Below are 13,641 nucleotides of genomic sequence, written 5' to 3'. Positions count from 1 at the left end.
TTTTTTATTTTATTAAAAAACCCTTTTTAAATTTAATTTACCTAATCATTGGATTTCGTTACATTTTTAACCCATTAAACAAATAAAAGGTTTAATGGGTTGAATAGGACACCCATTAAACCTTTTTTACTAATTTTATATTTCAAATTCAGTATTATCCTTATCTATAAATCCTACCTCTATATCACAAGAAAATACTTCTTTTAGTAGACTTGCTAATTCATCTCTTGCAGATATAACACTATCATAGTTTTTATCTGCAAATCCATCTATAGGAAAAAATATGTTCTTACTTTCATTAGTAATTTTTCCTTGTTCACTTTGTCTCCATATCCATCTTCTTGTTCTTACATTATCCCCAGCTGAATAAATTAATTCGCCATCTTCCAAAATTTCTGTTTCTTCAGTTCCTAAAGGAATAAAACTATCTCCATTTTTAGAAAATCTAACCTCTATATCCCCATCTAATGTATCTATATCATGTGCTCCTAATGGAACCATATATTTTAAAGATACTGCATTTCCTAAATCTACAATAGGACTTATATTAGGTAGTCCTTTACCTTTAGATGTTCTAGTAAGCATAGCTTCAATAGAACTCATAAATTTATTTGGGTTAATTCCTAGTTCTTTAAATGCATCTCTATAATATAGTATGCCCTCTAATTCTTTAACCTTAGTGTCTTTAAACTTATCTTCACAGTTTTTTATTGATTGGTTTAATTTTTCTACAATATCATTTTTTACTAAGCTATTGTCAATTCCCTTTGCTACTATAACTCCAAAACAAACATTATCTAACTTTTCAAAGACTTCACTCGATACACTAAATTTCATATTAATCCTCCAAAACTTTAAGTCCTATTTATAATAAAACTCGTATTTTACTACCATGTTTATTATAAAAATAATAAACATTCCAGTAGCTGGAATGTCAATATTTTTTTACTAGTATTTGTATTTCTGTTACATATTCTGAATAATTTGTAGTTAATCCTGAATCTACTAAGGTTATTTCTATTGAATCCTCTAATATTTCATAGTTATTTTGTTCTATATATTTTAAAATTCTTTCATAGTAAATATCAGAATCATCATGTAATCCATTAAACCTTAAACATATATATCTTCCTTTAGGTAAAATTTTGCTTATTTCTTCACTGTATTTTTTATTTTCTACAAAAATAAAAGTTGAGTCATACTCTTTGAATAATTTATTCTTTAATTTATCTTTAGATATAGAGACCCCTACTTCTCCTAAAAATATAGATGATTTTTTATTTGCCTTATTTTCTAGCTTTCTAATAGAAATCTCTAAGTCTTTGTTTGTCTTAACTTCTTCCTTTAATAAAACAATAGACCTCTCATCAATATCAGCTTCTATTATTTTATTTATTTTTTCATAGTCTATTGAGTCTTTTATTTTACTAATCCTACCCTTAACTTTGTTTTGTATAATTTCTAATTCTTCTATCTTTTTCTTAATTGCTTCTTCTTGAATTTCAAATAAGTTAAGAGTGTTATTTATACTTCTATTATCTAAATGGGATTTTATTTTACTTAGAGGTATTCCCATGCTTTTTAGATAAATTATAGTATTTAATTTTTCAAATTGATTTGTTGTGTAATATCTATAGTTGTTTTTCTCGTCTATATAACTTGGCTTAAATAAATCTATTTCATCATAATATCTTAATGTTTTTTTATTAATATCAAATAAAATTGCTATTTCTCCTATTGTAAATAAATCTTTTATATTGGTTTTATTACTCATTTATATCCTCTCTATAATCAATGCTTTTTAGTTAATTATATCATTTAGATTAATGATATTAGCTTCTTTTATATATTCTTCAATTATAGATCTAGTCATATTAAAGTAACTTATACATTTATCGATTATTATTGCATCACTACTAACTACTCTATCTAGCTTTTCTAAAACAACATCTGGATTGTTTACTATATTTACATCAACATCTACTCTTCTTTGATCAAAACATTCAAGTATCTTATGTTTTAAGTTTCCAGAATTAGATACCGGAGAATCCAAATAAAAAAGCACTGATTTACAATTGTTTTTCTCTAAAAAATCACCTATTAATATTAGAGCTTCTTCTGTTTTATCAATGACTTTATATGTACCTCTAAGTCCTGCTAAATCTCTAATATTCCCATCACTTCCTAATATTAATGTACCCTTTGATAAAGCTACTTCTAGCGTTATTATAGTATTAAATCCATCTATATATATAGGTCCTTCACTTATCTCATCTATATCTACCATCTTGTTTTTTCTTATATGTTTATTTTCATTAGAACACACTATCCTTTTTATACAATCCCTTTGTCTATTTGAAAATTGATATCTATTGCATACAAAGTTTACTACAGCATCTATTTTATAGTCTCTATTTATTAGCCACTCAACTTCTTCTTTAGCTTTTTTCAATCTTATAAGCTCTTTATCAGAAAACCATCTTTTATCATGTTCATCATAACCTCTTTTAGATATTTTGCTCATCTTTTAGTTCACCACCTTAAATCAGTTTTGGTATTTATAATATTTATTATTCTACAAATTACATATTAAAATTAGTAAAATAAAAAATAGGCCCCGGACAAAAGGGGTCTATTTTTTAATAGTTAGCATTTTATTTTTTCTTATAAGGTGTATTTATAAGAGGTAAGCTAGTTCTAAACTCTTTATCATATCTATAATAAGCATTTGCTGTTGCAGGTGCCGTTGGTATTGCTGTTATTTCACCTATACCTTTAGCTCCATATGCCAATCCATCTTTATTTTTTTCTATTATTATAGGCTCTATTGGTGGCGCATCTGTTGATTTAAAAAGCCCTAGTGTTCCATATTTAGCTTTAGGTACACAATTTTCTAATGGATAAGTTTCCGTAAGCGCGTATCCTAACGACATTACCACTCCACCTTCTATTTGACCTTCAACATTAATTGGATTAACTGCCCTACCAACATCATGTGCAGCTATAACTTTTTCTAACTTTCCATTTTCATCTAATATTACAACTTGAGTAGCATATCCATAAGCAACGTGACTTACTGGATTCTCTTTATCAGATCCCATTCTATCTGTCACACTAGAATATGTTCCTAAAAACTCTTGACCCTCTAAGTCCTTTATTGTTTTCCCAGAATCTAGTTCCTTTTTAAGTTCAAGGCATGCATTTTTTGTTGCCTCTCCTGTAAATACAGTTTGTCTAGATGCTGTAGTATTTCCTGAATCAGGAGTTAAATGAGTATCAGGAGCTTGGTATATAACATCTTCTGGTTTTAACCCTGTAGTCTGACAAAGCATTTGAATCATAGTTGTTGCTAATCCTTGGCCTATGCAAGATGCACTTGTTCTTAAATGTATTTTCCCATCTTTTATAGCTAACTTACATCTACCTATATCAGGTATTCCTACTCCTACCCCTGCATTTTTCATAGCACAAGCTATTCCTGCATAAGGGTATTTATCATATTCTTTCTTAACAGCCTCTAGTGTTTCTACCATAGCTGTTCCTTCATCTGCTATTTGTCCATTTGGCAATACTTGCCCTGGTCTTATAGCATTCCTATATCTTATCTCCCATGGAGATATTCCTACCATTTCCGCTAGTAAATTTAAGTTAGATTCTGTGGCAAAACAACTTTGTGTTACTCCAAATCCTCTAAATGCTCCTCCTGGAGGATTATTTGTATATACAGCCTTCCCATGTATATCTATATCTTGATAATTATAAGGTCCCGCTGCATGTGTACATGCTCTCTCTAATACAGGTCCTCCTAGTGATGCATATGCCCCAGTATCTGAAACTATTGTAGCTTTTAGTGCTGTTAAATATCCATTTTCATCACATGAAGTTGTAAATTCCATCTCCATTGCATGTTTTTTGGGATGCACTATTATACTTTCTTTTCTTGTTAACTGAACCTTTACATACTTCTTCGTGTGATATGCAAGTAAAGCAGCATGATGTTGAACACTCATATCCTCTTTACCTCCAAATCCTCCGCCAACCATTTTATTTATTACTCTAACTTTTTCATGTGGAAGGCCTAGCATATCTGCACACTCATGTTGAGTTGCATATACTCCTTGATCCGAAGAATATATTATTACACCATCATCTTCATAAGGACCAGCTACTGCACATTCTGGTTCTAAAAAAGCATGTTCATTAAATGGAACAGAATATCTTCTTGTTACTACATGCTTAGAATTTTTTATTTTTTCATCAGCATTTCCTCTTACTAATTCTTTTTCTACTAAAACATTTCCACCCTCATGAATTTCAGGAGCATCTTCTTTTAATGCTTCTGCTGGACAAGTTAAAGGTTTTAACTCTTCATACTCAACCCTTACTAACTTCTTAGCTTCTTCTAAAGCTTCCTTTGATTTTGCAGCTACTAATGCTACCGAATCCCCTAAGTATCTAGTAATTTCACCTTCTGGAATTAATGTATCCCAGTCTTTCTTTAAGTGACCTACTTTTATTGTTCCTGGTATATCTTTAGCTGTTAATACAGCTACTACACCTGGATATTTTTTAGCTTCCTCTATATCTATTTTTTTTACTAAAGCCCTTGGATACATAGTTCTTACTGCAGATCCATAAATCATTCCATCTATTCTAATATCATCTACATACTCTGCTTTACCTAAAGTTTTTGCTACTGCATCCACCCTATGTAATTTATCTCCAACAAGCCCTTTACACTCAACTTTTGGAACTTCTATGTTTTCTCTAAGTATTTTAGCAGCTTGCTTTACTGCTTCTACTATCTTTACATATCCTGTACATCTACATATGTTTCCTCTTAAGGCTTTTCTTATTTCTGCTTCTGTTGGATCTGGAGTTACATCTAGTAATGCTTTAGAACTTATTACCATCCCAGGTATGCAGAACCCACATTGTACTGCTCCTGCATTTGTAAATGCATATGCATATGCATCCATTTCTTTTTCAGACATTCCTTCTATGGTAACAATATTTTTACCTACTAACTTTTGTGTATTAAATACACAAGCTTTTGTAGCTTTACCATCTATAATAACCATACAAGTTCCACATGCACCCTCTGCACATCCATTTTTTACAGAAGTTATGTTCATATCTTCTCTTAAAAACTCTAATAGTTTTTTATTTTCTTTTGCTTGAACAGTTTCCCCGTTTAATGTGAATTCAAACATATATGACCCCCTAGTTTATAGTTCTTACTATATACTTTCCAGTAGGATGTTCTACTGTTAACTTTCCTTCTTTTATAATTTCAATCCCCCTTAAAAATACATGCCTAAACTGGCAATCAACTTCGTATCCTTCATATGGAGTATAGTCCGTATTTTGAGTTTGATTTTCTGCACTTATTGTATTTTTCATTTCAGGATCTATGACCACTATATCTGCATCGCTACCCACTTCAATGCTTCCTTTTTGAGGATACATTCCAAATAACTTTGCTGCTTTTGTAGATGTTAACTCTACAAATTTATTCATACTTATTTTTCCTTCTTTAACTCCGTATGTATATAAAAGAACCATTCTATGTTCAACCCCTGGGCCTCCATTTGGAATTTTACTAAAATCATTTATCCCAATATCCTTTTGCCCTTTATAATTAAATGAACAATGGTCTGTTCCTATAGTATCAATGTCTCCCTTTTCTAAAGCTTTCCATAAGGCATCATTGTCGACTTTTGTTCTAAGCGGTGGTGACATTACATACTTAGCACTTTCAAACCCATCTAAATCATATAATTTATCATCTAAAAGCAAATATTGTGGGCAAGTTTCTGTATATACTTTAACCCCATCCAATCTAGCTTTTTTAACTTCTTCTAACGCATCCTTTGAACTTAAATGAACTACATATACAGGTGCATTTGCAGTCTTTGCAATTTTCATCAATCTATAAGTAGCCTCTACTTCTACATCTGATGGTCTACTTAGTTGGTGATATTTAGGTGATAATTGATTATTCTCTTTACATTCATTTATTAACTCACTTATTATATCTCCATTTTCACAGTGGAATCCTATAAGCACGCCTAACTCCTTAGCTCTTTTCAAAGCTTTGAATATAATACCATCATCAACTTGTAGTGTATCTTTATATGCCATATACATTTTAAATGACGTAACACCCTCATTTATCATATCTTCCATTTCTTTGGATGTATTATCATTCCAATCTGTCATAGCCATATGAAATCCATAATCTGAATAGCATTTTCCACTAGATTTATCATGCCATTCTCTAAGACCATCATTTAATGTATGTCCTTTTGATTGAGTAGCAAAATCTAGTATTGTAGTTGTACCTCCAACTATAGCTGCTTTAGTTCCTGTTTCAAAATTATCAGCTGTTATAGTAGTTCCAACATCTAAGTCAAAATGAGTGTGAGTATCTATTCCTCCAGGTACAAGATAGCACCCATTTATAGGTACTATCTCATCTCCTTCTTTAAATAAATCAGCCCCAATTTCAGCTATTTTTCCATTTTCAATTCTTACATCTGCTTTATAGGATTTTACATCCGTTACTATTGTTCCACCTTGTAAAATTAGCCCCATTTTAATTTCCTGCCTTTACTTTGCTTCTACAGCACCCATTTGCATTGTTAATGCTCTCTTTGGACATCGTGTCACGCATAATCCGCATCCAAAACATTTATCTTCATCTATAACCATTTCATCTCCAACTTCAATTGCTTCGTATACACAACTTGTTACGCATTTCTTACACTTTATACATTTATCTTGATCTACTTGTGGAGCTACTGAATGAGTTCTAAATTCCATCTCTTGAACTTTCTTATGTGCTAATCCTTTTATTTCATTTACATCTGAATATCCATTTGCTTCTAAGAATTCGTTTAATTCTCTAGCTATTTTTCCGTATACTTGAGGTCCTTTAAGTATTGCTTCTGTACAAGTTTGTACTGCTGAAGCCCCAGCCATCATCATTTCAGCAACATCTCTTCCGCAAGTTATTCCTCCTACACCTATTATTGGTATGTTTACAACTTTAGAAGCTTCGTATATACATCTTACTGCTAATGGTCTTATTGGAGCTCCTGATAACCATCCGTATCCTGTTTTACTTCCCATTATAGGGAATCCTGTTTCAACATCTATTGCCATACATGGACCAAATGAATTTATCATTACAAGTCCATCTGCTCCTGCTTCTTCAACAGCTTTTGCTATTGTTTGTATATCAGTGTGAGGACTCATTTTCATAAATACTGGTACGTCTAGTGCATCTTTTGCAGCTTTTAAAGCATTTACTATCGGAGTTACATCTGTTCCTACATAATGTGTAGACAATTCAACTGCATCTGCATAAGGCTTAACAAGTGGTGCAACCTTAGCTATATCTTCTGCTGTATATCCCATACTTATTATCACTGGAACTCCTGCACTTTTAGCTTTTGCGTATTCTTCAGCTATCCATTGCTCTTTTGGTAATTCAGACCATAACTCCGTATTTAAGAACCCGCTATTAGTATTTGCCATACATGGTCTTGGTACATCTGCTGGAAGTACAGATATAGTTTTTGTGCATATACCTCCTGCTCCACCTTTTACAGCTTCTATACATAAATCTCCATCTTTAGCTCCTGGTCCTGCTGCTGTCATTATTGGATTTGGAAACTCCATATCGTGTATTTTAACTTGTAAATTTGCCATTTTTTAATCTCCCCTTTTTCATTTTTGTTTATATTTTCACAAAACGTATTCTAATCAATATATTTAAACTGCTTTTTCATCTGTTTCATTATCATTGTTTGATTCTTTTTTACTTCCTAATTCATTAAAGAATATGTTCAGTAAAACTGCAGCTAAACTTCCTGTTGTTATCCCACTATGGAATATTGTTTGCACCCAATTTGGGAAGTTATGATAAAAATCAGGATTTGCTAAAGGTATCATAGCTAGTCCAACACTTATTGCTACAATTACTCCATTTTTTGTCCCATTAAATTCAACTTTGCTTAAAGTTCTTATTCCACCTACTAAAACCATCCCAAACATCGCGAATCCTACTCCACCAAGAACCTGTTTAGGTATTGCTGCTATTATTGATGCAAATTTAGGTATAAATCCTAATACCAATAAGATAATACCTGCATGTATCGCTATGTATCTTGACTTTATTCCCATCAATCCAACAAGCCCTGTATTTTGAGCAAATGGAGTTATTGGGAATGAGTTGAATATACTAGATAGAAAAGTTGAGATACCATCTCCTCTTAATGCTCTTTTTATATTTGCACCATCTATGTCTTTATCTACCATCTCATGTATTGCCATCATGTTTCCTAATGATTCAGTCATTAGTACTAACATTATTAATCCTAAAGATATTACTGCTGATGGTTCAAATACTGGCATCCCAAATTTTAAAGGTACATTAACACTAAACCAACTTGCACTAGATACATTACTAAAATCAGCCATACCTAATACACCTGCTAATACTGTTCCTATTACTATTGCAAAAAGTATTGCTGCACTATTCCAGATCCCTCTTAAATACTTAAATAGCACAATAGTTATAGCTAATACAGCTAATGCTAATCCTACTTGAGACGGTTCAGCTGGCCCTACTTTACTATCAGTTATCCACTTAATCCCAACTGGTAATAGCGATACTCCAATTACCAATACTACTGTTCCTGTGACTACTTTTGGGAAAAATCTTATTATTTTTTCAAATACTGGAGCTATTATTATACATAATAATCCTGCTGCCATAACTGCCCCAAACACAGTTTGCATAGCTAGATTTGGATCTTGGTATGATGAAGCTATAGATGTCATGGCTGCAACAGCCGCAAAGCTAGTTCCTTCGATTACCGGAATCTTAGCACCTGCAATATTTCCTATACCAAAAGCTTGTATCAGCGTTCCTACCCCCGCCATAAATATACAAGCACTAATTAAAAAAACTATACTTTCATGGTCTAGTCCTGCAGCACTTCCTACCATCATAGGAACTGCCACCGCTCCTGCACACATTGCTAATACGTGTTGTAATGAGAATATCCATGACTTGGATACCGGTATTCTCTCATCCACTGGAGCTATTTTAGGGCTTTTTTCTTGAGACATTTATAGTCCCCCTTTTATATTATTTTTTATATTCTATCCCACAATTTGTTGCTCATCTCTCTACTCTTTGCTAATACCGACTCTTCATCAACATTTAATAAAATCCTATCCTTCATCAATATTTTTCCATTTATAATGGTTGTATCAACACTTCTTCCTGTCATCCCAAATATTATGTGTCCGTTTTCTGTATTTTCATTAAGCGGAGTGTGCGGTATATAATCTACAACTATTACATCAGCATATGCTCCCTCTTTTAAAACTCCTAGATCTTTTTTATAATGTTTACTCGCTATTTTTCTATTGTTTTCAAATAACATAGTTGGCCCTTCTGCCCATCCAACCCTTGGATCTCTTAATTGATGTTTGTGTATTATATTTGCAACCTTTAAAGATTCAAACATATCACTTGTATATCCATCAGTTCCTAATCCAACAGTTATTCCTTTGTTTAATAAATGAACTACAGGAGCACATCCAACTGCATTTCCCATATTAGATTCTGGATTATGTACAACAAAAGATTTATTTTCTTTTATTAATTCCATTTCTTCAGAATCTATATGAATACAGTGAACTGCTATAGTTTTATCATTTAAAACATTGAAATCATTTAATCTTTGTACAACCTTTTTATTGTATTTTTCTTTATTTATAATGACATCATCTATCCCCTCTGCTGTATGTACATGATATCCAGCATCTAGATTAGCCATTTCATTTGCACATTTTTCTAAAGTTTCATCAGATAACGTAAAAGCTGCATGAAGGCCAAACATACCTTTTACCATATCTGATTCATCATTTTGAGCAAACTTTATAAAATTAACGTTTTCCTGAATTCCTTGATCTATCGTTTTCAATCCATCTCTATCAGATACTTCATAACAAAGATTTGTTCTAATACCTAAGTCTTTAGCTACATCTTTTATAGTAAATAAACTTCCCTCTATAGCAAATGGACTTGCATGGTGGTCAAATACTGTTGTAACTCCATTTTTTATACAATCTATATAAGTAGCATAAGCACTATATTTTGTATCTTCTAAAGTAAGTTTTTTATCTAATCTCCACCACAAATTTTCTAGAATTTCCATAAAATTTTCTGATGGTTTTCCTGGTACAGCCATTCCCCTAGCAAAAGAACTATATATATGCATATGAGTGTTTATAAGCCCCGGCATTATTACCCTTTTATTCGCATCTATAAACTCATAATCTGAGTACTTTTCCTTCATTTCTTTAGTTGTACCAATCTCTTTTATAACATTTCCTTCAATAACTACACACCCATCATCCATATATGGATTTTGTTCATTTTTAGTTATCAATCTCCCATTTCCAACTAATATCATGTTTTGATACCTCCCAAGGTTATCTCAATACTTTACCAGCCTTAATATGTTTATATTCATTTTCTTCAATTACACAGTTTCCATTTATGATTACATAATCTATACCTGTTGGATATTGAGTAGAGTCAATATAATCATCACATCCTGAAACTTTGTCTTTATCAAAGATAACTATATCTGCAAAGTATCCTTCTTTTAGTTGACCTCTATCTTTTATACTGAAACTTTGTGCAGCTTTTTTAGTCATTTTATGAACTGCTTCTTGTAAAGTCAATACGCCTAATTCTCTAACATATCTTCCTAATATTTTAGGGAATGATCCGTATGCTCTTGGATGTGGCTTTCCTGACAATAGCCCATCTGTACAAACATTTTGTTCTTCTCTCTTCATGAAAGTTATAATATGTTCTTCTAGTCCGTAAAAATCTACCATTCCAACTGCATTTTCTTCTTCTAATAATAGGTCCATAGTAGCATCAACAGGATCTTTACCTCTCATTTCACCTATTTCTAATAGACTTTTACCTATTGTATTTTCATTCTTTTTATTCTTTACACTTGTAACAAAAATTTGATCTATTCCTGCAAATTGAATAAAGTTATCCCAACCTTCTATTCCATTTTCGATATCTTTTTTCATTCTATTTCTATCATCTTCGTTTTGTAATCTTTCTAATAGCTTATCTGTCCCTCCTGAATGTGCCCAAGGAGGAAGAACTACTCCAAGCATAGTGCTACCTGCAGCATATGGATATTGGTCAAATGAAACTTTTATACCTTCTGATTTAACTTTCTCCAATAACTCTAAAACTTGAGGTATATACTTCCAATTATCTTTTCCACACACTTTGAAATGTGAAAAATGAACCTTAACCCCAGATTCTTTTCCTATTGTTATTATTTCTTCCATAGATGTAAGAATCGTATCAGCTTCACTTCTTTGATGGACAACAAATACTCCATCATATTTTGCAACAACCTTGCACATTTCTATTATCTCTTCAGTCATAGAATAAGCACATGGTATATATATAAGCCCTGTAGATAATCCAATAGCTCCTGCTTTTAATTCTCTTTCTGTGATTTCACACATCTTTTCAATTTCTTCTTTAGTTGCTGGTCTATCTTCTAATCCCATAGCTTCCATTCTAATATTTCCATGAGGAACTAAGTAAGTTTCATTTAATCCTACTCCGTTACCTTCCATCATAGTAAGATAGTTATCAGTAGTTTCATATTCCCAATCTATCTCGTCACTTTCACCATCTAGGCCTGCTAGATTTTTTCTCCATGAAGGAATAAATTCCTTAGGAAGTGGAGCCATAGATATACCATCTTGGCCCAACACTTCTGTTGTTATTCCTTGTCTTATCTTTATTTCATTAAATGGATTTACTAAAATCATAAGGTCTGAGTGGCTATGAGTATCTATAAAACCAGGACATACTACTCTACCGCTTGCATCTATTATCCTATCTACATCTTCTGTAATCTCAGTTGATATTTTACTTATCTTATCATCATTAATTAACACATCACCTATAAATGGTTCTGTATTAGTACCATCAACTACTAGCCCTTGCTTTATTAAAATTTTCATAACACTTACCCCTATTTATTTATTTTTTATAAACTGATTTAAGTATTCCGTAGTAACCTTCTGCTCCTATAAATAATTGCTCTTGTTCTATATATTCATCTATTGTATGAGCAAGATTTTCTTTTGAAGGTCCAAATCCTATTGTTTTTATCCCTGCCTCACCTGCATAGTGACTTCCATTTGTACAGAATGAGTATTGAGTTATTTGACTATCTATTCCAGCTTCTTTTAATCCTTTGTATGCCGCTTGAACAAACTCATCTTGCTCATCATATAACCAACCTGGGAAGAATCTTTCACCTTCTATTTTATTTCCTGTGTAGCATCCTTCACATCCTATAGCATAAGAAACTTTAGCATCTAATTCTGGATCTTCTTTCATCATTTCATCTAATAATGCTTGTATTGGAGCTAACACTCCTTCTTTAGTTTCTCCTACTAATAATCTTCTATCAAAAGTAGCTTTACAATAATCTGGCACTACTGAAGCTCCTGGGTATGGAGAAGATTTTATATCAGTTAAAACTAATATTCCAGGCCCTAATACTGGATGAGTAGGTGGCTCTAGGTTTTGTATTTTTTCTATTATCTTAGACATTTTATATACTGCATTTATTCCTTTGTGTGGGTTAGCAGAGTGAGCTGGTTTTCCGAAAGTTTCTACTACTATTTCTCCTCTACCTCTTTGCCCTATCTTTAAGTTAAGCTCTGAAGATTCACCTATAACAACATAATCTGGTTTAACAGCTTCACTTATTTTTCTAGCTGCTATACCTTCAAATATTTCTTCATGAACTACACCTGCTACATATAATTCACCTTCAAAGTCTTTTTTTGTATCTTCTGCAAAGTATGAAACAGCAGCTATCATTGCACTTAACTGACCTTTCATGTCAGAAGTACCTCTACCATATATTTTGCCATCATTTATAACTCCAGCAAATGGAGGGAATGTCCATTTACTTTCATCTGGTACTTCTACTGTATCTATATGTCCATCAAATAATATTTTCTTTCCTTCTTTGTTTCCTTTTATACAACCTATTATGTTTCCGTATTCATCTCTAAACCAGCTATCAAATCCTAGCTTTTTGAAGTTTTCTTCTATTGCTTTTACTACATTTTCTTCATGTCCTGAATAACTTGCATTTCTTATTAACGATTGACACAACTCAGTTAATTCTTGTTTTCTTTGTTCATTTAACATCCTATTAATCCCCCTTAATTTTTCTAATTATTATCTATATACTTGCACATTCTCCGTCCCAAACTATGCTTCTATATTTCTCTGGATCTGTATCTCCTTCAGTGCTTATTAGTAATACTCTAGAATCTTTATCTAGTTTTAATGCTTCTCTAAGATCTTTTAATTTATCATCGCTCATCATAGCTGCTAATAATCCTGTTGTTACAGCTCCTGATTCTCCTGATATAACTTTTGTATCTCCTGTTAATGGATTTCCTAATACTCTCATTCCTTTAGCTGAAACCCAATCTGGTGCTGAAACAAAAGCTCCTGAATAGTTCTTTAATATTTCAAATCCT

General features: G+C 32.1%; 10 protein-coding genes and 1 pseudogene. All 11 read right to left on the bottom strand.

Translation table 11 applies throughout. From position 1 onward, the window contains the following. Positions 1 to 135: 135 nt before the first annotated feature. Positions 136 to 837, bottom strand: a complete 702-nt coding sequence (locus ACRDDE_RS02550) for a B3/B4 domain-containing protein (protein ID WP_438625313.1) — start codon at positions 835 to 837, stop codon at positions 136 to 138. A 97-nt stretch (positions 838 to 934) separates the two neighbouring features. Further along, positions 935 to 1,774: a MerR family transcriptional regulator gene (locus tag ACRDDE_RS02545; protein WP_438625311.1), complete on the bottom strand. Its 840-nt coding sequence runs from the start codon at positions 1,772 to 1,774 to the stop codon at positions 935 to 937. A gap of 27 nt (positions 1,775 to 1,801) precedes the next feature. Continuing rightward, entirely contained in the window at positions 1,802 to 2,524 is a 723-nt protein-coding gene (locus ACRDDE_RS02540) for a DUF434 domain-containing protein (RefSeq protein WP_438625309.1), read from the bottom strand. A 130-nt stretch (positions 2,525 to 2,654) separates the two neighbouring features. Next, a complete protein-coding gene (gene xdh, locus ACRDDE_RS02535; RefSeq protein ID WP_438625307.1) occupies positions 2,655 to 5,213 on the bottom strand; it encodes a selenium-dependent xanthine dehydrogenase in 2,559 nt (852 codons plus the stop codon). A 10-nt stretch (positions 5,214 to 5,223) separates the two neighbouring features. After that, positions 5,224 to 6,597, bottom strand: coding sequence for a dihydropyrimidinase (hydA, locus tag ACRDDE_RS02530; protein ID WP_438625305.1), 1,374 nt, complete (start codon positions 6,595 to 6,597; stop codon positions 5,224 to 5,226). A gap of 15 nt (positions 6,598 to 6,612) precedes the next feature. Then, positions 6,613 to 7,716, bottom strand: a complete 1,104-nt coding sequence (locus ACRDDE_RS02525; protein WP_438625303.1) for a 4Fe-4S binding protein — start codon at positions 7,714 to 7,716, stop codon at positions 6,613 to 6,615. Between the two features lie 63 nt (positions 7,717 to 7,779). Then, positions 7,780 to 9,141, bottom strand: a complete 1,362-nt coding sequence (locus ACRDDE_RS02520; protein ID WP_438625301.1) for a nucleobase:cation symporter-2 family protein — start codon at positions 9,139 to 9,141, stop codon at positions 7,780 to 7,782. A 26-nt stretch (positions 9,142 to 9,167) separates the two neighbouring features. Next, positions 9,168 to 10,496 (bottom strand): putative aminohydrolase SsnA, encoded by a 1,329-nt coding sequence (gene ssnA, locus ACRDDE_RS02515; protein ID WP_438625299.1) that lies wholly within the window; start codon positions 10,494 to 10,496, stop codon positions 9,168 to 9,170. A 19-nt stretch (positions 10,497 to 10,515) separates the two neighbouring features. Continuing rightward, positions 10,516 to 12,096: an N-acyl-D-amino-acid deacylase family protein gene (locus tag ACRDDE_RS02510; protein WP_438625298.1), complete on the bottom strand. Its 1,581-nt coding sequence runs from the start codon at positions 12,094 to 12,096 to the stop codon at positions 10,516 to 10,518. A 19-nt stretch (positions 12,097 to 12,115) separates the two neighbouring features. Further along, complete coding sequence (locus tag ACRDDE_RS02505; protein ID WP_114542250.1) at positions 12,116 to 13,303, bottom strand: YgeY family selenium metabolism-linked hydrolase; 1,188 nt, start codon at positions 13,301 to 13,303, stop codon at positions 12,116 to 12,118. Positions 13,304 to 13,337: 34 nt separating this feature from the next. Then, positions 13,338 to 13,641, bottom strand: a pseudogene (locus tag ACRDDE_RS02500) (diaminopropionate ammonia-lyase); the annotation flags it as partial.

The organism is Paraclostridium sp. (assembly GCF_051656405.1).
In the GTDB taxonomy this organism is placed as follows: domain Bacteria; phylum Bacillota; class Clostridia; order Peptostreptococcales; family Peptostreptococcaceae; genus Paraclostridium.
This window is presented reverse-complemented; position numbering and strand designations above follow the sequence as displayed.

Excerpts from the sequence above, each read along its gene's own strand:
- ACRDDE_RS02550 (WP_438625313.1), bottom strand. The coding sequence starts at position 837 with ATGAAATTTAGTGTATCGAGTGAAGTCTTTGAAAAGTTAGATAATGTT.
- ACRDDE_RS02545 (WP_438625311.1), bottom strand. The coding sequence starts at position 1,774 with ATGAGTAATAAAACCAATATAAAAGATTTATTTACAATAGGAGAAATA.
- ACRDDE_RS02540 (WP_438625309.1), bottom strand. The coding sequence starts at position 2,524 with ATGAGCAAAATATCTAAAAGAGGTTATGATGAACATGATAAAAGATGG.
- xdh (WP_438625307.1), bottom strand. The coding sequence starts at position 5,213 with ATGTTTGAATTCACATTAAACGGGGAAACTGTTCAAGCAAAAGAAAAT.
- hydA (WP_438625305.1), bottom strand. The coding sequence starts at position 6,597 with ATGGGGCTAATTTTACAAGGTGGAACAATAGTAACGGATGTAAAATCC.
- ACRDDE_RS02525 (WP_438625303.1), bottom strand. The coding sequence starts at position 7,716 with ATGGCAAATTTACAAGTTAAAATACACGATATGGAGTTTCCAAATCCA.
- ACRDDE_RS02520 (WP_438625301.1), bottom strand. The coding sequence starts at position 9,141 with ATGTCTCAAGAAAAAAGCCCTAAAATAGCTCCAGTGGATGAGAGAATA.
- ssnA (WP_438625299.1), bottom strand. The coding sequence starts at position 10,496 with ATGATATTAGTTGGAAATGGGAGATTGATAACTAAAAATGAACAAAAT.
- ACRDDE_RS02510 (WP_438625298.1), bottom strand. The coding sequence starts at position 12,096 with ATGAAAATTTTAATAAAGCAAGGGCTAGTAGTTGATGGTACTAATACA.
- ACRDDE_RS02505 (WP_114542250.1), bottom strand. The coding sequence starts at position 13,303 with ATGTTAAATGAACAAAGAAAACAAGAATTAACTGAGTTGTGTCAATCG.